At 58.1% G+C, this 23151-nt stretch carries 16 protein-coding genes and 1 pseudogene; 16 read left to right on the top strand and 1 reads right to left on the bottom strand.

Going from position 1 to position 23151, the window contains the following annotated elements:
* Window positions 1–57: 57 nt before the first annotated feature.
* From AC0L39_RS03265 to AC0L39_RS03215, 11 genes are all read left to right on the top strand, one after another.
* The gene (locus tag AC0L39_RS03265; RefSeq protein WP_473260719.1) at window positions 58–1929 is read left to right on the top strand and encodes a hypothetical protein; all 1872 of its coding nucleotides are present in this window, start codon (window positions 58–60) and stop codon (window positions 1927–1929) included.
* Entirely contained in the window at window positions 1914–2417 is a 504-nt protein-coding gene (locus tag AC0L39_RS03260; protein WP_473260717.1) for an alpha/beta hydrolase family protein, read from the top strand. Before AC0L39_RS03265 ends, AC0L39_RS03260 begins: the two co-directional genes overlap by 16 nt.
* The gene (locus AC0L39_RS03255) at window positions 2347–2601 is read left to right on the top strand and encodes an alpha/beta hydrolase family protein (protein WP_473260715.1); all 255 of its coding nucleotides are present in this window, start codon (window positions 2347–2349) and stop codon (window positions 2599–2601) included. The genes AC0L39_RS03260 and AC0L39_RS03255 overlap by 71 nt, the downstream gene beginning before the upstream one ends.
* Window positions 2602–2648: 47 nt before the next feature.
* The gene (locus tag AC0L39_RS03250; RefSeq protein ID WP_473260714.1) at window positions 2649–3803 is read left to right on the top strand and encodes a thioredoxin family protein; all 1155 of its coding nucleotides are present in this window, start codon (window positions 2649–2651) and stop codon (window positions 3801–3803) included.
* 158 nt (window positions 3804–3961) lie between these two features.
* The gene (locus AC0L39_RS03245; protein ID WP_473260713.1) at window positions 3962–5173 is read left to right on the top strand and encodes a tyrosine-type recombinase/integrase; all 1212 of its coding nucleotides are present in this window, start codon (window positions 3962–3964) and stop codon (window positions 5171–5173) included.
* Complete coding sequence (locus AC0L39_RS03240; protein ID WP_473260711.1) at window positions 5164–7296, top strand: site-specific integrase; 2133 nt, start codon at window positions 5164–5166, stop codon at window positions 7294–7296. Before AC0L39_RS03245 ends, AC0L39_RS03240 begins: the two co-directional genes overlap by 10 nt.
* The gene (locus AC0L39_RS03235; protein ID WP_473260709.1) at window positions 7293–7769 is read left to right on the top strand and encodes a DUF6262 family protein; all 477 of its coding nucleotides are present in this window, start codon (window positions 7293–7295) and stop codon (window positions 7767–7769) included. Before AC0L39_RS03240 ends, AC0L39_RS03235 begins: the two co-directional genes overlap by 4 nt.
* A gap of 818 nt (window positions 7770–8587) precedes the next feature.
* Complete coding sequence (locus AC0L39_RS03230) at window positions 8588–9988, top strand: transposase (RefSeq protein WP_473260708.1); 1401 nt, start codon at window positions 8588–8590, stop codon at window positions 9986–9988.
* Window positions 9985–10638, top strand: coding sequence for a TniB family NTP-binding protein (locus AC0L39_RS03225; protein WP_473260706.1), 654 nt, complete (start codon window positions 9985–9987; stop codon window positions 10636–10638). Before AC0L39_RS03230 ends, AC0L39_RS03225 begins: the two co-directional genes overlap by 4 nt.
* Window positions 10639–10664: 26 nt before the next feature.
* Window positions 10665–10877 (top strand): hypothetical protein, encoded by a 213-nt coding sequence (locus AC0L39_RS03220; RefSeq protein ID WP_473260704.1) that lies wholly within the window; start codon window positions 10665–10667, stop codon window positions 10875–10877.
* Window positions 10874–11839, top strand: coding sequence for a TniQ family protein (locus AC0L39_RS03215; protein ID WP_473260702.1), 966 nt, complete (start codon window positions 10874–10876; stop codon window positions 11837–11839). Before AC0L39_RS03220 ends, AC0L39_RS03215 begins: the two co-directional genes overlap by 4 nt.
* A gap of 146 nt (window positions 11840–11985) precedes the next feature.
* On the opposite strand, the gene AC0L39_RS03210 is transcribed toward AC0L39_RS03215, so the two are convergent.
* Complete coding sequence (locus tag AC0L39_RS03210) at window positions 11986–12525, bottom strand: RNA polymerase sigma factor (protein ID WP_473260700.1); 540 nt, start codon at window positions 12523–12525, stop codon at window positions 11986–11988.
* A 327-nt stretch (window positions 12526–12852) separates the two neighbouring features.
* Here AC0L39_RS03210 and AC0L39_RS03205 point away from each other — a divergent pair, with 327 nt between their 5' ends.
* From AC0L39_RS03205 to AC0L39_RS03185, 5 genes and pseudogenes are all read left to right on the top strand, one after another.
* Window positions 12853–15423, top strand: coding sequence for a prolyl oligopeptidase family serine peptidase (locus AC0L39_RS03205; RefSeq protein WP_473260698.1), 2571 nt, complete (start codon window positions 12853–12855; stop codon window positions 15421–15423).
* Between the two features lie 11 nt (window positions 15424–15434).
* Window positions 15435–18965, top strand: a pseudogene (putA, locus tag AC0L39_RS03200) (bifunctional proline dehydrogenase/L-glutamate gamma-semialdehyde dehydrogenase PutA).
* Window positions 18966–19725: 760 nt separating this feature from the next.
* Window positions 19726–21477, top strand: a complete 1752-nt coding sequence (locus AC0L39_RS03195) for an amino acid kinase family protein (protein WP_473260696.1) — start codon at window positions 19726–19728, stop codon at window positions 21475–21477.
* Window positions 21464–22618: a PLP-dependent cysteine synthase family protein gene (locus AC0L39_RS03190; RefSeq protein WP_473260694.1), complete on the top strand. Its 1155-nt coding sequence runs from the start codon at window positions 21464–21466 to the stop codon at window positions 22616–22618. Before AC0L39_RS03195 ends, AC0L39_RS03190 begins: the two co-directional genes overlap by 14 nt.
* Window positions 22615–23109: a GNAT family N-acetyltransferase gene (locus AC0L39_RS03185; RefSeq protein ID WP_473260692.1), complete on the top strand. Its 495-nt coding sequence runs from the start codon at window positions 22615–22617 to the stop codon at window positions 23107–23109. The genes AC0L39_RS03190 and AC0L39_RS03185 overlap by 4 nt, the downstream gene beginning before the upstream one ends.
* Window positions 23110–23151: the final 42 nt, after the last annotated feature.

Here is a 23151-nt window from a genome sequence, read left to right as displayed (position 1 = left end):
ATATGCGGCGGGCTCCACTGATGATCATATCTCCTTTTGGACTGATTGGAATGAAGAGTGAACAACCACCTCGCATGGCGCGACATCATGCGCACGCTTTGTCTGATCGTGCTTACGGTTATTGGCACAAGCGAATTCGCCTTCACTCAAGCCAAGGCATCTGACGGGAGCGTTGGCAGGGAAGCCGATCGCAATGTCGAGCATTTCTCGGTCGAAGATATGTTAGCGTTAGAAGACGTCGGAAGGGTCGAATTCAGCCCTGATGGCGAAGCAATCTTTGTGGAAGTTCTCGGGTCGATTAGAGACGCTTCGGATTTCGGTCGTGGAGTCGGGCCAAGTGGGGAAGGTCGTATCTTTGTCTACGACTTCAATCAAACAGATAGGGCATTAGAGCCGCTTCTCCACCAAGCATCCGGCACAGATTTCAGGCTCAGAGGGTTCTCAAAGGATGGGACCGAACTCTTATTCGATGCTTTCTCTGTTGACGAACGCTTTGTTCGAAAAATCGTTAATCTCGAAACCGGGAGGATCCAGTCTGTCGATGTGAATGCAGCTGGGCCTGGCATTGATGATCCCCAGTGGGCTTTCGGCGGTCTCATCCTCTCAACACTAGGAGATGGCCATCTTTCATTCGGAGATGGGCTTCGGGGAGGAATGCGGGAATGGCTAATTCAGCGATGGCGAGAGCAGAGGATTGGAACGGCGAGCACAGCCAGTGTCCTAGGCAGCGGTAAGTATGATCATAACCCCTACCGCGGTAGTCGGCTCGTAATCTACAGTCCGGATACTAAAGCGGCAAAAGCACTGCTCGAGGGCCACTATTCGACAGTTGTCTCGAACGACACGGGAACCGCGATTGCAGCTCTCAGATTGGAGCGGATCGCGAACTCTTCAAACGCCCCGCTCGATAATGGTGGCAACGCGAACAACTATAGGAGCAGCCTCTTTGTAGTCGAGAAATCACCTTCCGGGAAATTCAAGATTTATGAACCCTGCCCAGGTTGCGACGTCCTGCGAGGTTCCTTTGGAGGTGACGCGCTACAATGGTCCGGCGATGGGCGAAGTCTTCTTTTCTTCGCCCGGCAAGATATCCAGTCTTGGGCCCAAGCTTCGTTCTTCGAATTCGATTTGAACTATGGCGAAAGTCACCCGATCAGTCATGGCGAGAATGCGCCTTTCCTTACGAGGAGCAGCGCCAATATTCGCGTTGGCAGTATGTGGTGGTCCGGCCTCCCACTATTGCGGCTTGGAGGGCGATACGAGGGTGATGTCACAGCGGAAAGCGTAAACTGGTATTCCATCACGCCTGCCGGTCCAGTCAGTTTGAGCGAGACATTTGACGGAGCCAAGCCTGAGCCAATCCTTGCGCTAGGTAAAGAACTGTTGGTGCTTCAAGGCGGCGACGTTTGGACCATCGATAGTGCTGGACAACGGTACAATCTGACCGCGTCAATCGAGCAGCCGGTAGAAGTGTGGGCGGGACAGTCTTTGGCAAATGTTCGCTCGACTCAGAAGATCGTTCTTCAAACTAAACAAGTCCAAGTGGGTGGACCAACGTCGGTTTTTTTTCTTAATCTCTCGGACGGCACAATCGAGCAAACTCACGCCTTGGATTCAGGTTCTCAACTCTTAGCTGCCTCGGCGAGCACTGCGAGTATCGCCATTTTTTCACGAGAACGCGATGGTACGCAAAAGTTGTTCGTGCGGGATGGGACTGGCCACTCTTCCCAAGTCCTCGAGTTGAACTCCCACCTTAGCGGCATGAGATTGGGAATTCCCAAGCCAATCGATCATCTGAGCCCGTCAGGAGTGCCGAGGCGTTCTTGGATCCTCCTACCTCCTGATTGGAGAGGGGGGACAATCCCCTCCCGACCGTTGTCGACATCTACCCTGGTCGCCGAGGGGGTGACGCCATGGGTAGAAGATTAAGTTCGCCCACTAGATCCCCAGACGCGCAGATCCTTTCAAGCAATGGCTATGCTGTACTCTACCCTGACCTTCCAACGTCTCGCGACCAGATGCCAACTTGGCCTCTAGACTCGGCAGAGGCCAAAGTCTTCGCATCGATCGACCGTGGGGTCGAGCTTGGCTTTATTGATCCTGACCGACTGGCGATACAAGGCCACAGCTTTGGGGGCTACGCTACTGCCGGCCTAATTGGTAAGACTGATCGATTCAAAGCGGCGGTAGCGAGCGCTGGAGCCTACAACTTGCTTAGCTACTACGGACTATTCGACATTCGGATGCGGTATCTTGATCAGTACGAAGGGCTTAACTTGACCGCGGTACGGTGGTTTGGAATCTGGTCAGCACAATCTTGGAACCACGCCATGGGAGAAGCCAGAATTGTACTGGCGAGAGAGCCCCCTTTCTCAGGTTGGGCGCATATCGACTCCTGTCATGCTCATTCACGGTGACTATGACTATATAGGTGTCACTCAGCCGGAAGAACTCTTCACCGCACTTAAGCGGCTTGGCAAAGACGCAGTTTTCTTGAGGTATTGGGGTGAAGGCCACAACCTCCACTCACCCGAAAATATCGAAGATATGTGGCGGCGTAGGCTTGCTTGGTACGACGAGCATCTAACCAGTCACGAATAGCCATCGGAAAGCACATCACCATGCGATCACTCGCAATATCTTGCATCATGAGTGCGATGCTCGCTTGGCCGGGCGACGCCTTGCAAGCAAGGCCAGAAGCAAGTGAAGCTTCGATAACTTCCGGTGTGAAGATCAAGTCCAAACAAGAGGAAGTCCAGTGGTTTGAAGGATCGCTAGAAGCTGCATTTCTGAAGGCCAAAAATGAAGGAAGGCCGGTGCTTGTCTTCATGCATTCTCAGACCTGCCCGTATTCGGCACGGTTCCGGGAAACCGTCCTTAAGAGCCAGGATTTTCTTGATCGAGCGTCAGGTTTCATCCTGGTGCGATTGGACTACCACGCAAAATCGAGCCAAGGAATTCGTGAAGCGTTTTCGATGAGCGCCACTCCAAGGATCGCAGTCTACAACCCGGATCGAGAGGAGATAACTCGAGTTCCAAATGCTCTGCATCCATCACTATACGCGATGGTATTTGATGGTACTTTGAACACTCACGGATCTATGCAAGACCTGATCGAAGGCATTCGAGAGGACCGAAGGCTGACCCCAAGCGGGTGGGTTCAGCTTGCACAGTACGATTGGCGCCAGGATGAAGGGCATGTTCTCTCCGATGAAGAACGAGCCAATTTCTTGGAACAGCTCTATGTGAACTGTCCTATTGATGTCGGAGTTGCCTGCAGCCGTTTGAAATTCGCACAATTGTTCCAGCGGCTTCAACTCGCAAAGAACCAGCCCTTTTCGGCAGATGACCTATACCGATTTGCTGAATTTCTATTGAAAGAGCTCGATAACGAAGCCTCGGTCCAAAGCAACCTCGATTGGTTGAGTTTTTTGGGGCCGCCATTCATCCGCCTCTTGACGGGCAAAAATCTCGATCACCGCAATCAGCTTGTCCTTCGTTGGTCGGATGCGCTGCTCGAACGCGCTGATGATCCGTCACTCACAACAATCGAGCAATTCAGCATGATCCAATCTGCAGCGCAAATCCTGAAACTGAGCCACCTTTCGAACGAAGTACCTGAAGACCTTAATCAGCTTGCATTGGCACGAATAGATGCAGCAATTCAAAACGCGCCAAACTCACATGAAAGGACTATTGTCGTTCGTTTTGGAGCACGACTGCTGCGAGTAATTGACATGTCAGAAGAGGCTTCTCGCTACTTAGAAACTGAATTGATCCGTGTTGCAACCGGGCCCAAATAGCTCGATCCTTCACGTCTCACGTGAGCCCGGTAGTGACCTGGGCAGACGGATAACGCCAGTTATGTGACTAGAAGCACCACAACTGTCCATGTCCACTATGTCCAGACAGTAAAGGAACTGCTTGCGATCACGGGTCTTGCTCAGCAATATCCGGACCCGTGTCCACTTCGCTCAAACACCCTCTGGAACTCGCGCGGATCACGCTACCGGACGGACGAAGATCATGGACCGCCCTGGACCGGGAAGGCGACATAATCGGGGATGTCCGCAACTGGATCCTCCACCTCGAGCAGACCCACTCTTCGCCCAACACAATCCGCTCATACGTACGCCATGTCGTCGATTTCGCGAACTACCTTGGCGCGCATGACGCTGGATTTAGTCAATCAACGGTCGCGCTTTACGATGGCTTTCTCGCCTGGCGTCTTGCCAAGCCCAAAGGTGCTTTGCCTAGTCCCAAGCTCATCCGTCTGCGAGCTGTCGAGGCCCCGAAACTATCTCCATCGACGCGCACCCAGATCCAGCTCGCGATCAAGTCATTTTATCGCTTCTACAACGGCACCGACGATTTCGAGATCGACGCGGTCGATGTTAGCAAAGCCTATGACGGTCATCGCGCTTACAAGCCGTTTCTCGAACACATCAACCAGCGCCGCGCGACGCGGCGCAAGGACCGCTATCTCTCGGGTGATACCAACCGGGTCCAAAGACAAGTTCTCAAGAAGCGCCTCACCCCCGACGAGGTTCTTCGACTGGTCGAGGCTTGCAGGCTCGCTCGCGACGCGTTTCTGGTCGTCCTGCTTTACAACACGGGTCTCAGGATCGGCGAGGCGCTCGGTCTGCGGCACGTCGATATCGATCTGGCAGAAAAGGTTGTCTGGGTGGTTCCGCGCGACGACAACACCAATGGCGCTCGTGCGAAATCCGGACGAACTCGCGGCATCCCGGTCCACGACTACGTGCTCAACATGTATGTCGATTATCTGACCGCCGCAGAATACATGCCGGCATTCGAAGCTGGCAGCCAATATGTGTTCGCCAACGTGCAGGCCGGTACCATCGGGAAGGCAATGAGCCTGTCCTATGTGCAAAAGCTCAAGCGCCTCTTGAGGAAGCGCGCTAGCGTTGATTTTAGCTGGCATATGTTCCGCCACAGCCATGCATCGGAAGCGATCGCAGCGGGATACACGCTGCTCGAGGTGGCGGATCGTCTCGGACATTCCAGCCCCCAGACAACCTCGACGTTCTACCAGCATCTCTTCGCTTCGGAGATCCGGCAACTCTATTTGACCGGACCAGACGCGGTGCAAGAAAGGCTGGAGCGCCTGCGCGAGGCAGAACTGGTCGGAAAGGATATCCGATGGGCGTGACGCCGCTGGCACAGGTAGGCGGCACGCCGCGCGATAGCGATCGCTACAGCAACTGGCTCGAAAATCGCCTGGCAGCCTATTCCCAGCAGCTCAACGACAACGATGTCTGGTCCGACGCGGTCATGCAGGTCGCTTTCGATCGTCACTGGCTGAGCCCAACCTATGAAAGCGTGTCGCTTCGCTCTGCAGACCCGATCCTCACCAACGAGATCAAATCCTACCTCGCGGCCTCGGTCCTGGACGACCGCAAAGCCAGCGCAGGCTGGTTTTCGCGTCGTGCACCTGTCATCAGATTCCTGGCCGAAGAGGGAGAAACCCTACTTCGGCAGTTCCAGGTAGCCTGCCTTGCTGACCTAACTCACCCCGGCTTCCGGCCTCCCGATGAAGCCGGCGCTGAACATCCGAGCCAGCACAATCACGCCCTGCTGGATGTCTACGGCGCGTGGTATCTCGCGAACTACAAATGCCGGAGGCAAACACAGACACGCAAGTGGATCCGCGGCGGCAAGGTGGTCACAAGCATCTACCATTCGCCCGAAATCCAGCTGATCGGCGACGTCCACCGTTTTTCGATCATCAATCAGGCACAGATGTCGGTATTGAAAGAGCGCGACATCATCCTCCTTAACGATCTCTATAGCGAAGAGGACACGCGCTTTCGTGACCGCCAGCGGCAGAAAGACGCCTACCTTAACCTGACGAGTTTCGAGCCGTGGCAGCGCCCGTTGATGCGCGGTTTCTTCCTCGACAAGATCACCCATGGAGAGATCGCTCCGGGTACACTCACAGGCTTACGGAGGATTTTGCTTCTGTTCGCCCGGTTCCTTCGCGAGGAAGGCATTCGCGAACCAAGCCAAATCAATGAAGCGACGATGGAGCGCTATCTCGCTTGGGGGAACGCTCACAATGCGGTCGGTAAGAACTGGTACACAGATGTTGTTCAGCTGCTGCGTGCCGCTCCTATCCTTTTCCCGGGCCAGTGGCCGCGGATTGCCCTCGACAAGAGAGCGGCGCGCCGCATCCGCCGCAAACAAGCCTCAGATGATCCACGCAACCGACTTTATGCGTCGCGCGAGGGGGCAAATCGAGCGGCTCCTCCGGAGGCACTGGCGGCGATGGTCGCTAAACTCGACGAACTGCCAGATCCGCTCCCAGCGATCTTCACGATCGGTCTGACAACCGGCGCGCGTGCGGAAGATCTGCATGCCCTCCTCTTCGATTGCCTACGCCCCGATCCACATGATGAACGCTTCATGCTGTTCACTTACTGGCAGAACAAGGTGAGCCGTTGGAACACCAAGCCCTTGCTGCGTACCGACCCCGCGCATCGGTCCATGATTATGCGGATCGAGAGCCAGCGCGCTCGACTTCGGCAGCTCGTCGGAGGCGATACGAAGTATCTGTTCCCCGTGTTCTACGGCAAACGGGAATCGTTCATCGATTACCACTGGACAATGAAGCAGCTGAAGGAGTTCTGCATCAAGCACCAGATCGTCGGTAACGAAGGCAAGCCGTTCGATTTCTCCTGGCATCCGCTCCGCCACCACCGCGGCACCCAGATGGCCGCTGAAGGGCACGACATTCTCAACATCATGTTCGAGCTCGGCCATACATCGCCCGACATGGCAGCCTCCTATGTCAACCGGCGCCTAGATCTCAAAAAGAAGGCCTTGCTCAGTAAGGGCGGCGGCCGGTTCTTCACGATAGAGGGCAAGGTCGACGAAGCCGTCGGTGAACTCATGGTCCGCAAGGACAGCATGACAGCCACACGGGTGTGCGGCGGAGCATGTACCTTGCCGGGCCAATTGGGAGATTGGTGCGACCATGCCCATGCCTGCCTGACATGCAGGTTCTTCCGCGCCGACGGCAAAGATCTCGACCACTTTCGAAGCGAGCGCGCGAAACTTTACGTCGCGATCGAAAGCCTGGAAGAGGAAGCAAAGAACCTGAACGAAGGCGGTCAGGCCCGCATGGCTGAAATCATGCGCAAGCGGCTCCAGCGTAACAAGAATGCGGTCCAGAACACCGACACCATCATCCGATCCATCGAAGAGAGCGGAGGCTTTGAAGGAGCGAAGCAGCGCTACAAGCCCGCCTCGCCCGAAGAGGAGACTGCTCGATGAGTTCAGTGAAGGATCGGCGCATCGCAACCCTCAATGACGCTCGCAATCGACGCAGCGTCGAAAAGCGCGCAGCGGTCGAAGACGCGATCCTTCGCCTCCGCCAAAGCAAACAGCCTGTGACCTTTGTTGCAGTGGCCCGCGAAGCCGGTGTCAGTCGTCAGTACCTCTACAACAATTTCGCCGATGAAATCGGCGAGGAGCGCGCCGACACTCGTACTCATTCCGAAGTGATCGACGGCAAGAAAGTGCCGATGCGAACACCTGAGGAGCACCGGCACATCGAGGCGGCGTTGCGGAACAAGATCGAGCGCATCGAAGCCGAGCTTGCAGAGACACGCACCAGGAAGGTTGCTGCTGAACGGACCGCTGAGCGAGAGCGAGGAAAGGCGGAGCACTGGCGGCAGCTCTACACAGTTGCGCTCTCACGTTTGCCACCCGAGGAGGCCCCTACCCCGCTCCCGTCCTCGGAATAGTGATCCTTCGCCGACCCAGATGGTTACGACCGATGAAGTCAGAAGTGAGCCGCCTTCGGCGTCTTACACTTCCAACTTCCTCAGTCGTCCAGTTGAAGAAGACACAATGGACAGACCTTTACTCTCAATATCATGAGTTTTCGACGGAAATGCCAATTGGGTACTGATATATGTGAAATCGGAAAGAGGCAGCCACAAGCGGGCTATTGGACCACAGCGCAACATCTTATTGACGCTGCCAGCGCATAGTGTCGTTTTCCCTTAAATCCGGAAATGGCAAAATGCGAAGAATGGCGGAAATCCTTGTCTCCGGTGGATGCGGTCGGTTCCTTAAATCGTGAAATGGTCCCTTAATTCGTGGACTGAAGTGACCGCGGGACTGTATGTAGGCTCTCGACATCGAGTCGGAGAATTATGCGCCGGATATCGCTCAGCTGTGGCTCTCATTTGGCGGGTGTTCGCTCAGGCGGCGCCGAGAAGCTGGAACACGATCGCACGTTTGAGTTCGGTGCGACCGCTCCTCTCTGCCAACAAACCCGGTGCGATGCGAAATGAATGCCAGTCGGGACATTAGCACTGTCCCGGCGGATGAATGGAACTTAGCGCATGAGCGCCTGCCCGTAATCAAGCGATTGGCGGAGACACCCAATCGAACGCGTCAGCACGCGAAAGACGCGGCTGAGGAGCTTGGGATCAGCCTCACGCTGGTTTATCGGCTCCTCTCGCGTTACGAGACAGCTCCTTTGCTTACGAGCCTGCTTCCAGAACGGCGAGGCCGACGTGAAGGCGATGTGCGCCTTGAGGATCAGGTCAATGCGATGGTCGAGACGACCATCGATGAATTCTACGCGACCCGTCAGAAGCCGAAGATCGCGAAGCTTGTCCGTGAAGTGCGGCGTCGATGCCATGCTGCGGGCCTGGAGCCTCCAAGCCGAAAAGCGATTGCCCTGCGCCTCTCGCGTCGCCCAAACGCCGAAGTACACGCTCAACGCCATGGTCCGAAGGCGACGCGCGATCGATATGCGCCAGTGACCGGTGCATTTGAGGCGCCCTCGCCGCTTGCTGTGGTTCAGATCGATCACACACAGGTTGATGTGATTGTGGTCGACAGCATAACCCGAGAGCCGCTCCAACGGCCTTGGCTTACGTTAGCGATCGACGTGTACTCGCGCTGCGTAGCGGGCTTCCATCTCTCGCTCGAGCATCCTTCCGCGACCAGCGTGGCGCTTTGCATGGCACAAGCAATCCTCCCAAAAGATGGCTGGCTGTCGGCAAGAAAAGTCGAGGGCGAATGGCCAGTCTACGGCGTGCCCAGCAAGCTGCACCTGGACAATGGTAAGGACTTCCGCTCCGAGGCGCTCGCGCGAGGCTGTGCCCAGTATGGGATCAAAATCGACTATCGCCCTGTCAGAACACCGCACTATGGCGGCCATATCGAACGGCTGATCGGCACGATGATGGGGGAGGTTCATCTGTTGCCGGGCACCACCTACTCCAACATTCGTGAGAAAGGCGACATCGATCCAGCGAAGACAGCGGCGATGACGATCGACGAGCTGGAAGCCTGGTTCACCCATGCGATGGTGGGCGCCTACCATAACAAGTTCCACCGAGGCATCGACACCACACCACTTGCAGCATGGCAACGCGGCATCGAGGGCGATGAGAAACTTCCGGGGCGCGGCAAACCGCGAACGATCACCGATCGGCGACGTCTGCTCATCGACTTTCTGCCGTTCAAACGGCGACTAGTGCGCCGCGAAGGCATCGCGCTGCACAAGATCGCTTACTGGTCGGACGTCCTGGCCACACTTGTCGGCCATCCCGACAAACTCATCGTTCGCTATGATCCGCGCAATTTGAGCCGGGTCTATCTGCTTGCTCCCGACGGGGAATATTACGACGTTCCCTATGCCGACCTGCGGAGGCGGCCAATATCGCTTGGGGAACAACGCGCTGCACTCAAGTATGCGGCCGCGCAAGGATGGGGTAAGGTGAACGAAGACGGACTGTTCCGCGCTTTGGATGCGATGCAGGCGATCAGCGACAAGGCGGTAAAAGATACAAGGGCAGCTCGCCAACAACGCGAGCGACGCCGGCGCTCAGAACTCGATCAGGCGGAATCCTTATCCTCAGCAGAGCCCGCAGCCACCAATGCTGAGGACTTCCCGAATATTACTGAGAAGCCAAACCTTTTCGACGTCGAGGAATGGCAATGACATCACGCGACTACACGCATTTATTGGAAAGCGTGCGAGCGCTCGCCGACGAACCGGATGCGTTGCGGATCCGGCACATCCGCACCGATAGGTGGCTGGGCTACACGCGGGCTGAAGGGGCGCTGGCGATGATGGAGGATTTACTCAGCTTCCCCAAGCGCACGCGCATGCCCAACATGCTGCTGGTAGGGCCAAGCAACAACGGCAAGACCATGATCGTGGAGAAGTTCCGCCGCACGCATGTGCCTGATAGGCCAGAAAACTCGGTGCAAGTGCCTGTGCTGACAGTAGAGATGCCGCCCTCTCCGAACGAATGCCGCTTCTTCGGCGCTGTGATTGAAGCAATGGGGATACCCGATCGCGGGCCTGCAAAACTGCCCGCGAAGCAGGACATCGCCATGCGTTTATTGCGCGCCACAGAAGTACGCATGCTCATCATAGATGAGGTTCACAACCTGCTGAGCGGCACGCGAGACCAACAGCGTCGGTTCCTCAATCTCTTGCGCTGGCTGGGCAATCAGTTGCAGATCCCACTGGTAGCGGTGGGCACTGCGGAGAGTATGCGCGCGATCCAGAGCGACGATCAACTGGCCAACCGATTTACACCCTATCGCTTGCCGCGATGGTCGGTACCGATGCCGAGTTTATGAGGCTGGTAGCAACGCTGGAGGCGGTGATGCCATTGCGCAAAGCCTCGAACTTGACCGAACCAAAGAACCTTCAGCGGTTACTGGGCACCTCGGAAGGAATACTGGGCGAGGTGGTGACCATCATCACGCAGTGCGCGGTCAATGCGATCAAGCACGGAGAAGAGACTATAAGGCTCGATGCGCTTGACCAGATCGGTTTTGTGCCGCCCTCCGAGCGACGAAGCGTAACATTCGCATGAGCTCCGTGGCGCGCGATCTGTTCCCTGTGGAACTGATTGAACCGCATGTACACTCTTGCGGCAAGTTGGTTCTAGCGCCGTTCGCCGATGAGGTGCTCGGATCGTGGCTTCACCGGCGGGCAAACGCGCTGGGTCTGACGCCGAACGAAATGTTTGGCGGCGATGCCCGGATACTGAAGGAGCATCGGGACTGGTGGGCGAAGCCGAGCGACGCGATGATAGAGGTGATTGCGTCGGTCACAGGCTCGTCCAAGGAACTGGTGATGGCGACCACCGTAACATGGAGCCCAGACTTCCCCTATGATCCGCCGAGCCGCTTCTCGATGCACCAGTTCTACACCGGCCTGGCAATGCACTCTCAATCCCGAAGGATCGGCTTTTGCGCCAGCTGCTTCGCGGAGGATGGCGTACCCTACGTCCGGCGAACGTGGGCAGTGGGTTGGGCAGCAATTTGCCCCAAACACGGCAAGTTTTTGAGTGGGCAATGCCCGAACTGTGGCTCGTGTCCGAAGATTGCCAGCCTTGGGAACCTCGGGCCGTTCGAGCCTCATAAATGTGAGCGATGCGGCTTCGATCTTGGCACCGCGCAGCAGATTTCGGCGCCGGCTGTAGCGGCAGCGTTCCAGGAGCGCCTCTTCAACGCAAGCGAGACAGGTTGGTTCGAGCTCGACGCAGAACACACGGTTACCTGGCCTGAGGCGCTGACCTTGTTCGTATTCATTCTGAGTCTGATCTGGGACGGTTCTGGCTGTGATCGCCGCAGAGAGCTTGCGACGGTCGTCGCCAAGGATATCGGGATAGAACGAAGCCACTTACGGCTTACCAGCCATCAGGGGGATTTCTTGTTCTCGCCTGGGTCACGGCAGCATGGCAAAAACGCCTGTCCGTTATGGCATCGATCCTCGAGCCCGACCTCACGATTTACGCCGTACTGCGCCACCACGCTGAAGATGGGGAGGTAAGAGCGCGGGTCCTCGACAATATCTTTGTCCCATCCCTCCCCTCCGCCATGGCCGCGCAGCTTACCGCGGCCACAACAGCCATGAATCTAAAGACAACGGAAGCGGGATCGCCTCGGCTCGTACCAGCCCTTGCTCAACACCTCGGCCTATAAAGCTACGCAACGTGACCGATCGAGCTCGCCGGGCTCGAAATCCAAAGCCGCCAAGAGTTCTTGGCAGGCAGAGGCCAGACGTTCCTTTGCCTCCCTGACCTTCATCCCCGCGAGGAACCCCACGACCGGCCACAGTCGGCCCTCGGAATGTCGGAACGCGAGAATATGTTGATCGCTTGTTGGCCATTGGGCAATTTTCAGCGCCGCTCGCCGCAGCAGATCGCACCCCGAAACATGCGCATATGGATCGAGAGGATCGACGTCCTCGCCATAGAGCATCAACTCGATCGGCATACACCGCGTGCGAACTTCGATCCGACGAGCCTGGTCGCGAGCAAGATTGATGGCAACTTGCTTCCCATATGCCTGCAAATCTTCTGGCTCACAGGGCGCGGACCAGATAAGCAGCAAAGTCTCTTGCACCATCTCTTCAATCAGGTGAGGAGGATATCGCCAATTGCGAAAATAAGACTCAAGCTCGCGCCAGTGCTCTCGCGCATATCGGTCTAGCAAAGCGTGACGTTGCTCGTTCATCGCTGAGACTCCTGGACGAAGCAGAGCTGGTCCACTCCGACTCGCGCTTGCGTCTTTGGTCGATACCGAGCCTAGCTGCGAACGGCGACGAGTCCACGAATTAAGGAACCGTTCCACGATTTAGGGGACCATTTCCCGATTTAAGGGAAAACGACAACTGCCTCCGTCTCCCACCTCAGCATCCAACTTCGGGAACGTTTTTCTGCAAGTTTCGCCTTTTCGTGCGTCTTACTATGTGGCGCATGGGGGATCGCATGGCCTTACGGCCGTGAAATTCTTCGCATCGGTAGGCGCCCTCCCATTCTCGCGAAAGGCGGACCGACCTAGATGACGAAATCGACCATTCTCACAGCAGCGCTTCTATTCACTGCCGCTTCTCCATCCGCTGCTGAGCCCGCATCCGATCAGGGCGTCCCCGGTCCCGAGCAAGACCCTTACATCTGGCTAGAAGAGGCGCGCAGCGATGAAGCCTTGGCATGGGTCGAGAAGGAAAACGAGCGCACTCTCTCGCACTTGGAAGCCGACCCTCGCTTCGAGCAGTTGAAGAGCGAGGCGCTCGCGATCCTCGATAGCGAAGACCGCATCCCTTACGTCTCATTTCGTCCCGATGGACTCTACAATTTTTGGCAGGACAGGGACAATCCGCGCGGCATTCTCAGGCGCACAAATCTGGAGACCTATGCGACCGACGATCCCGAATGGGACCTCGTCCTTGATGTAGACCAGTTAGCCGCAAGAGAAGGCCGTGAGTGGGTCTACAAAGGCTCGACCTGCCTACCGCCCGATCTTACCAAATGCATGATCGCGCTCTCGGATGGCGGCAAGGACGCGACTGTGCTGCGCGAGTTTGACACCTCAACGAAGCAATTTGTCGAAGGCGGGTTTGAATTGCCCGAGAGCCAGGGCAGCATCGAGTGGATCGATCAAGACACCATGCTGGTAACCCGCAACTTCAGCGAAGAGCTGATGACGGAGAGCGAGTACCCATTCACGACCCGCTATTGGCGACGCGGAGAAACGATCGATGCTGCGCCCGTGATTTTTCGCGGCAGCCGCCAAGACGTTTGGGCAGGTGCCAATCTTCTTCAAGACAATAGCGGCAAAATCCACGGGTTCACGGCATATCGTGGGACCAGCTTCCACGAAGCCCAGCGGTTTTTCTTCGACGGAGACAAATGGCTCCAACTCGATATGCCGCTCAAAGCTTCACTGTACGGGATCGTCGATGGTCACCTGCTTTTTTCAACCGACGTCGATTGGGAGACGCAAGGACGAACCTTCCCCGCCGACAGCCTGACTGCTGTTGATCTGGAGGAATGGAAATCCGATCCAAACGGCTCGCAGAATACGCTGGTCTGGGCTCCGGGTGAGCGCCAGACCAGGCGCGGCGGTGCAATAACCGGCAATGCATTGTTCGTAGGGCTGCTGGACAACGTCGTCGGCAAGGTCCTCAAGTTCAATTATGAGGACGGTCAATGGATGAGCGAGCAGGTTGAGCTGCCCGACAATGCCACGGTTGGCATCGCGGCAAGCTCGGATGAGACCGGCCAGATCATGTTCACTGTTTCCGACTTCCTCAACCCAACGACGCTCTATTACTCAGACGGAACAGGCGCGCCGCGCATCATCAAGACTAGCCCGAGCTTTTTCGACAAGACGGGGATGGAAGTCGAACAGCACGAAGCAACCAGCGCTGATGGCACCCAGATCCCCTATTTCATCGTGAAGCCCAAGGGTATGGCGCTCAACGGCACGACACCGACATTAATGACTGGCTACGGTGGTTTCCAGGTGTCGCGCCTGCCGAGCTATCTGGGTTCCACCGGCAAGCTATGGCTCGAAAGGGGTGGAGCCTATGTGCTTGCCAATTTACGAGGCGGCGGTGAGTTCGGGCCGAACTGGCACCAGTCCGCGATCCGCGCGAACAAGCAGCGGACCTGGGACGATTTCATTGCCGTCGGCGAGGACCTGGTTGCTCGCGGCTACACGTCGCCTGAGCATCTTGGGATTCAAGGTGGCTCGCAGGGAGGATTGTTGGTGGGCACGGCCATCACCCAGCGCCCGGACCTCTTCGGGGCGGCGATCGTCCAGATCCCGCTGTTCGACATGCTGCGCTATCACCTGATTGGGCGCGGGGCTTCGTGGATCGGCGAATATGGCGATCCGCGCATCCCCGAGCAGCGCGAATGGATCGAGGGTTACTCGCCCTACCACAAGCTCGTCGGGGACAAGGACTATCCCACACCGTTCCTGTGGGCTTCGACCGCCGACGATCGCACGCATCCTGCGCATGCACGCAAAGGTGCCGCCCGGCTCAAGGAGCTTGGTCATCCCTACTGGTACTTCGAGGATATGACAGGTGGTCATTCGGGAGGGGTCGACAATGAGCAGCGCGCCAAGATCCAGGCGTTGCAGTTCACTTACCTGCTCGAGCGTCTTGTCGATGCCCCGGCCAATCTGCGCCGGTCGACTGAATGGCTTGAAGAGAACGCGCAGCGCAATGGTGTCGTCGCTCTTCCCTCAGGACTGCAGTACCGCATCATTGCAGCTGGAGACAAGCAGCAGCAGACTACTCGGCTCGGCGACTATGTATGCACCCACGCATCGGGACGCCTGACCAATGGCACTGCATTTTGGTCTCGCACGGCTCCTGAACCTGCAATTGCCTTCAAATCCGACCGGGTGATAAAAGGCTGGCAGGAAGTACTTCAGCTCATGCGCCCTGGCGACCGCTTTGAAGTCTACATTCCACCAAGTCTTGCCTACGGTGATCAAGCCCGGGGCGAGACAATCGGACCCAACGATGCCCTCATCTTCGAACTCTCGCTCTATGGATCGACTGCTTCGCCTTTTCCTGAAGGAGAGGATTGCAGAACTGTCTTAGCTCAGGCCGAATGAACCACCTTGCCGTGGCTGGGCATGCCTCCTTCGCAAAATTCGCATCTGCGTACCGCGAAACCAACTCCGCTGCGCGAAGCGATTACATTGGCCTATCGGCTGCTCGAACCTGAAACGGTTGCTCCACTCCTTGAAGATGCGCGGCTGACAGATCTTCAGCGTGAGATTGTGGCTGACATCGCACAGCGCCTCATCACGCGGCTACGGGCAAAGGGACAGCAAGGCGGCGTTGAAAACCTGGTCAAGGAGTATGCGCTCTCAAGCGAAGAGGGCGTTGCGTTAATGTGTCTTGCCGAAGCGCTGCTGCGCGCGCCGGATAAGGCGACCCGCGATGCCTTGATACGCGACAAGATCGCAGGCGGCGACTGGCGCTCGCATCTGGGAGAGGATCGCTCTATCTTCGTGAATGCAGCTACCTGGGGACTGGTTGTCTCGAAGAAGCTCGTGACGCCGGTAGTTGAGGATAGTCTTGGCACATCGCTGACGCGCTTGATCAAGCGAGCCGGCGAGCCCGTTATCCGCAGCGGCGTGAACATGGCGATGGAAATGATGGGCGAGCAATTCGTCACCGGAGAGACCATTGCCGAAGCGCTCAAACGAGCGCGCAAGCAAGAAGCGAAGGGCTTTTCCTACAGCTATGACATGCTCGGCGAAGCAGCCATGACCATGGCCGATGCCGAGCGCTATTATGCAGATTACGAGCGAGCCATCCACGCGATCGGCAAGGCTTCTGATGGGCGCGGCGTCTACGAAGGGCCCGGTATCTCGATCAAGCTCTCCGCGCTGCATCCGCGATACGAGCGCGCGCAGCTTGACCGAGCCATGGGCGAGCTCTTGCCTAGGGTTCGCGCGCTGGCGATCATGGCGAAAGGTTTCGACATCGGGCTCAACATCGACGCCGAGGAGGCTGACAGGTTGGAGATGTCGCTCGATATCCTCGAGGCCCTCGCTCTCGATCCCGAGCTTGCGGACTGGAACGGGCTCGGGATCGTGGTCCAAGCCTATGGCAAACGGTGTCCGATGGTGATCGACTGGATCGTCGATCTTGCCCAGCGCTCAGACCACCGGATCATGGTGCGTCTTGTCAAAGGTGCTTACTGGGATAGCGAGATCAAGCGCGCGCAGGTCGAAGGTCTCTCCGACTTCCCTGTCTTCACCCGCAAAGTGCATACCGATGTAAGCTATATTTCTTGCACCCGAAAGCTGCTTGCCGCGCGCGATCATGTCTTCCCGCAATTCGCAACGCACAACGCTCAGACGGTCGCGACGATCTATCACCTGGCGGGGGAACAGTTCGAGATCGGAGATTATGAGTTTCAGTGCCTCCACGGGATGGGCGAAGCCCTCTATGAAGAGGTAGTTGGAGCCAGCAAGCTGGGCCGCCCATGCCGCATCTACGCCCCGGTCGGCGCGCACGAGACGCTGCTGGCCTACCTGGTGAGACGACTGCTCGAGAACGGCGCCAATTCTTCGTTCGTAAACCAGATCTACGACGAGAACGTCGCACCCCAAGAACTCGCAAAAGATCCGGTCGACGAAGCGCTTGCGATCGATCCGGTAGGATCCCCGCATCCGCTGATCCAATTGCCGCGCAAACTCTATCCTGATCGGGTGAATTCGCGAGGGCTCGACCTTAGCGATGAACATGTTCTTGCAGACCTATCCCAAACGCTCCGATCTTCCACCCAAGTGGAATGGCGCGCCGAACCGACATTTGGTGGAATCCCAAGCGGGGGCGCCCGGGACATCGTCAATCCAGCTGATCACCGCGACCTTGTGGGGAAGGTCATTTGGGCCAGCGAAGCCAATACAGGCGCCGCAATGAAGCGGGCCGCAGAAGCCTTCACCTCTTGGTCGATCACGCCAGTCACCACACGTGCAGCGTGTCTTGAGCGAGCCGCTGATAGTCTTGAAGCGGCAATGGAGGAGTTGCTCGGCCTGATCATGCGCGAAGCAGGCAAATCGGCAGCCAACAGCGTTGCAGAAGTGCGCGAAGCCGTCGACTTCCTGCGCTATTACGCACAGCAAGCGCGTGATAACCTCGAGGACAGCAAGGCGCTTGGACCCGTCGTGTGCATCAGTCCGTGGAACTTTCCGCTCGCAATCTTCATTGGCCAGATCGCAGCAGCACTCGTTGCTGGAAACACAGTTTTAGCTAAGCCCGCCGAAGAAACCCCACTTATTGCAGCGCAAGCGATCAGCATCCTGCATGAGGCCGGTGTTCCGCAAGAGGTGCTGCAACTCATTCCAGGTGCCGGCGCAATCGGCGCAGCGCTTGTCGCTTCCGAGCATACCTGCGGAGTGCTATTCACCGGATCAACCGAAGTCGCCAAACTGATCCAGCGCCAACTCGCCGAGCGGACGCTATCCAGTGGCGCACCTATTCCGTTGATAGCCGAGACCGGTGGTCAGAACGCAATGGTGGTCGACAGTTCTGCGCTGCCCGAGCAGGTCGTTAGAGACGTCATCGCGAGCGCGTTCGACAGCGCCGGACAACGCTGTTCCGCACTTCGCGTGCTTTGTCTCCAAGAGGACATCGCCGACGATCTACTGCGGATGTTGCGCGGCGCCATGGCGGAGCTTCGGGTCGGCAACACCGACAGCCTTGCGGTCGATGTTGGACCAGTGATTAGCGCCGAAGCCCGCGATGGAATTGAAGCGCATATCGAAGCATTTCGTCGGCGCGGACGAAGCGTTCAACAGCTTGCACTACATGAGAGCACCCGCAGGGGCACCTTCGTCCCGCCCACAATCATCGAGATCGACGATCTTGCCGAGCTTGGAAGGGAAGTGTTCGGCCCGGTCCTCCATGTGCTGCGGTTTAAGCGCCTAAGCTTGCAGCAACTCATGCAACAAGTTCGGCAGACCGGGTACGGCCTCACCTTCGGCATTCACAGCCGCATCGATGAGACCATTACGACCGTCACGGCGCTAGCGGAGGTCGGCAACGTCTATATCAACCGCAATGTGATCGGTGCGATTGTCGGAGTTCAACCATTTGGCGGGCGCGGGCTTTCGGGGACCGGCCCAAAGGCTGGTGGGCCACTTTACCTGGGACGACTGGTAACAAACGCGCCAAACTTAGCTCCTCCCCTCGGGCAAATCGCACACCTCCCTGGGCCAGTCGGTGAGCGCAACACCTACGCAGTCCATCCACGCGGATCAATTCTGCTGCTCCCGGCCACCATGAACGGGTTTCGGGCGCAGCTGGACGCCGTCGACGCGACCGGAAATGCTGCGATCGTGCCTCTGGCAGCTCGCGCGCTCGCAGAGAAGCTTGAACCCGACATATTCGCCAAGATCGAATGGACCAGCAATTGGGAGATGGAAACAAGCTTCGCCCATGTGCTGATCGAGGATGCAGGTGAGGACATCGCACCCGTCTTGATGGCAATTGCCTCGAGGGAAGGACCGATCCCCATTGTCCAGCTGGGCAGCAAGAACCGCCCCTATCGCACCGACTGGATGCTCGAAGAGGTCTCGATATCAATCGACACCACGGCGGTACCGGCGGAAATGCCAGTCTGATGGCGGTGGCATAGGGTCTTAGCCCCACAGATCAATCATAAAGACCTTTGAAAGGAGCTCCCTACCTCATCGGTCGCACTGATCCCAATGAAATAGTACGGCCCATCTGGTGTCGTTTTCCCTTAAATCCGAAAACGGGAAAAGGCGAAGAATGGCGCAAGTCCTTGGCCCCGGCGAATGCTGTCGGTTTCCCAAATCGTGGAATGGGACCCTAAATCGTGGACTGCGGGAACCGCGTGATTGCTATAGTGGCTTCGCGCATCAAGCGGAGGATCAAGCGCCGGGTACCGCTCAGCTACGCCTCTGATGTCGTAGGTTTTCGCGAAAGCGCCCGGCGGGAACTGGAGTGCAATAGCGCGCCTACAGCTCTAATTGCTTGATCCCAAGTCCAAATGCGAGCGGCGGCGAGACCACGTTATAGGGACCCGTTCTTGGAATTAAGGGACCAGTGTCGGATTTAAGGGAAAACGACAACAATCTGAGCGATAGCAAACTTTCTCCGAGATTTTTTGTGCAAGTTTTGCGGTGTCGTGCGTCTTACTAAGTGACGCTGCGGAAAGTGCCCGCACTCTACCCTCGCTGGTTTTCCTCTCTGATGCGTCATGAAGCGAGTAACGCGCCGATTTGCTCGATTGCGGGCGCGGGAAAAAATACAGCTAAACCGGGAGAGAAAATGGGCGGGAACGTCTGCCATGCTCTCTTGAGGATGGCTCATTGTCCCGCCCCTTTTTCAAAGTGCATCGGCGCTCGGTTTTGTTGCGAGGCTGGCGCAAGATGTTTGGAATACCAATAGTCCTCAAGTTTGGAAGCTCGGCGCTGAGGGGCAGCGCCGAGCTTCCTCTCGTGGCGAGCGAGATCTACCGTTACGTGCGCGAAGGACGCCCCGTGCTTGCGGTGGTCTCGGCTTTCGACGGGCATACCGACCGGCTGATCGCCGCCGCGCTGAAGACCGGGTTTACTCCGGACAGTTCGGATTATGCCGGCGTGGTTGGCCTGGGAGAGCTGAGAAGTGCCCAGGCGCTGCGCGCTTCGATCGACAAACTTGGCCTGCCATGCGAGGTCCTGACGCCCGAGGCTATCGACCTGCGCGCAAAAGGCGAAGCCGACCACGCGGTCCCGATCGGTGCAAAAACGTCGGTGCTGCGCGCCGCCATGAAGCGCAATGCGGTGACGATCGTTCCCGGTTATAACGCGATCGGACTGCGCGGGCAGCCTGTGCTCCTGGGACGCGGCGGCAGCGACATGACCGCGATCTTTCTCGCCTATGCGCTCGATCTAGGAGGTGTGCGGCTGATCAAGGATGTCGACGGGCTCTATACCAGCGATCCCAATCTCGACGCCCAGGCGCTGCGTTACTCCGATATCGATTGGGAGACCGCGCGCGATATTGGCGGGGTGCTGGTGCAGAGCGAGGCGGTGGCCTTCGCCGCGCAGCACACAGTCGAGATCGAGGTTGCACGGATCGGCCAGGTCGGCGCGACCCGGATCGGGCCCGTATCGAACCCTCCCCTGCCGGCTCCCCGGCGACGCCCCTTGCGGATCGTGCTCGCCGGCTGCGGGACGGTCGGCGGCGGGGTGGCCGAACGCTTGCTTGCCGAGCCGGCGCGCTATGAGCTGGTCGGCGTGTTGGTCAGTAGGGCGCAGAAGCACAAAGACACCCCCTACATCGACCGCTTAATCAGCGATGTCAGCCGGATCGCGCATCTCGAGCCTGACGTGCTGATCGAGGCCACCAATGGCACCGATGCGCGCCACCTGATTGCGCGCGCGCTCAATCATCAGATCCACGTGATCAGCGCCAACAAACAGGCGGTGGCGCGCGATCTGGCCGCGCTGTTCGATCATGCGCGCGCCAATCATGTAATGCTCAGGTATTCGGCGTGCGTTGGCGGAGCGGCACCGATCATCGAGACGGTGGATGCCATCAGCGAGGAACACCGGATCGAACGGATCGAGGGCGTGCTCAACGGGACGGTCAATTTTATCGGTTCGCGGATCGCAGAAGGCAAATCGACCGTGGAGGCTATCAGCGCCGCGCGCGATGCCGGCTTTGCCGAAGCAGACCCCAGCGCCGACCTCGCAGGCAAGGACGCGCAGGCCAAATCGCGCATCCTTGCCCGGCATCTCTTTGGTGACTTGAAGATCGAGGAGGCGCCGCTCGCAATTCCCGCAGGCGATGCCGCGCACGAATTGCTGCGCACGGTGCGCGCGCCCAAGCAGGTCGCCCGGCTGACGCGCGAGGGCGAGATCGCGTCGATCGGCGTTGCGCTGGAAACGGGAGGGTTTCATTCGTTTCTGGATACGCTCGAGGACGAGTTCTGCGGCGTGGTGCTGTATTGCGATAACGATCGCCGCGTGTTCATCTCCGCCCGTGGCGCGGGTCGTATCCCCACCACCGAGAGCATTCTCGGCGATCTGGGAGAGATCGAACGCCATCTGATCGAGGCCGGAGCGCTGGATATGCCGCCCGCCAGCGACAACGATAACGCGGCAGCGTTGCAGGAGGGGGCCAATGACGAATTCTAACGACATGCAATCGGCTATCCTTGGCGATGCCTGGTGCAGCGAGGCGATCGGGGTCACTGACCGCGACTGGGTGCGCCAAGCCGTCGCCCTGATCGAGGCCGATTTTCATCGCTCTGCCGATACCCACTTGTTGAAGCTACCGATCGCTGCCCTCCCCAGGATCGACATCTACCTGAAGGACGAGTCCACCCACCCCACCGGAAGTCTCAAGCATCGCCTGGCGCGCTCGCTGTTTCTTTATGGCCTGTGCAACGGCAAGATCGGGCCCGGCACCATGATCGTCGAAGCGTCCTCGGGTTCGACAGCGATTTCGGAAGCGTATTTTGCACGACTGCTTGGCCTCAAGTTTGTCGCCGTCGTTCCCGAAGCGACCAGTCCCGCCAAGATCGAGGAGATCGAACGCTTCGGCGGGTCATGCGAGTTCGCGCCCGGAGCGCAGATTTACGACTACGCCGAGAAAATCGCGCATGATGCGGGCGGCTATTACATGGACCAATTCACCTTCGCCGAGCGCGCGACCGATTGGCGTGGCAACAACAATATCGCCGAAAGCCTGTTCGAGCAGATGGAGCGCGAGCCGCATCCCGCTCCAAGCTGGGTGGTGGTCGGAGCCGGCACGGGCGGGACCTCGGCGACGATCGGGCGGTTTATTCGCTATCGCCCCGACCAGTATGGCGCGACGCGGCTGTGCGTCGCCGATCCCGAGGGCTCGGTGTTTTTCGACGGGTTCGAGGATCCGGGCAGCGTGCCTTCGTATTGCGCGCCCTCGCGGCTTGAAGGGGTGGGCCGCCCGCGGCTCGAACCGTCTTTTGTGCCAAGCGTGGTCGACCGGATGATGCGGATCTCCGATGCGGCGAGCATCGCCACCAGCCATTGGCTGTCTGACACGCTGGGGCGGCGCGTGGGCGGTTCGACCGGGCTCAATCTTTTTGCGACCCTTGCGCTGGCCGAAGAGATGCGCGCGGTGGGCAAAACAGGAAGCCTGGTGACGCTGATCTGCGACAGCGGCGCGCGCTATGCGAACACAATATTTGATGATGACTGGCTCGATGCCGAAGGCATCAGCCTTGCGCCCACTTTGCGGCAGCTGATGCGGTTCGATCGGGCCGATGGATTGCCCAGTACAGGAGCGGGGTCATGAACGCGCATAAGCTCATGGAACTGGCGCAATATGACCGCGTTCAATTCGCGCAATCTAAGAAAGAGCTCGACCCCGAGCGGTGCAGCAGTCTGATCGAAGGTGCGTTCGGGCGGTCGCTCCGGCCAGACTGGTGGGATCGCCTACGGCTCGATTTTGCCCTTTATGCAAGCGAGTATGAGGCTGCCACTCTTGTAACGCGCGTGGATCGCATGACCTATCTCGACAAATTTGCAGTCGCTCCTGAAGCGCGCGGCGAAGGTCTGGCCCGCACCCTTTGGAGCGAGCTTTCAAAGGCGGCCCCGAGACTTGTCTGGCGCGCGCGGACCACCAATCCGTTCAACCTTTTCTATACAGAGCGCGCCGACGGCAATGAGGAGCAGGGGGCTTGGACCATCTATTGGACTGGAACACGCACATATGCCGAACGCGAGCGCTTGGTCGCATCCGTTGCGCAGTTGCCCGACAGCTTTACAGAGCCGAAGCGACACTGACCTAAAATGCCTATCCATGTGGATCGCCCAACGAGACGAACA

It is taken from the genome of Erythrobacter sp. K21-9 (assembly GCF_055808355.1).
The sequence above is the reverse complement of the archived record's forward strand: the minus strand, read 5'-3'. Positions and strand labels throughout refer to the sequence as shown.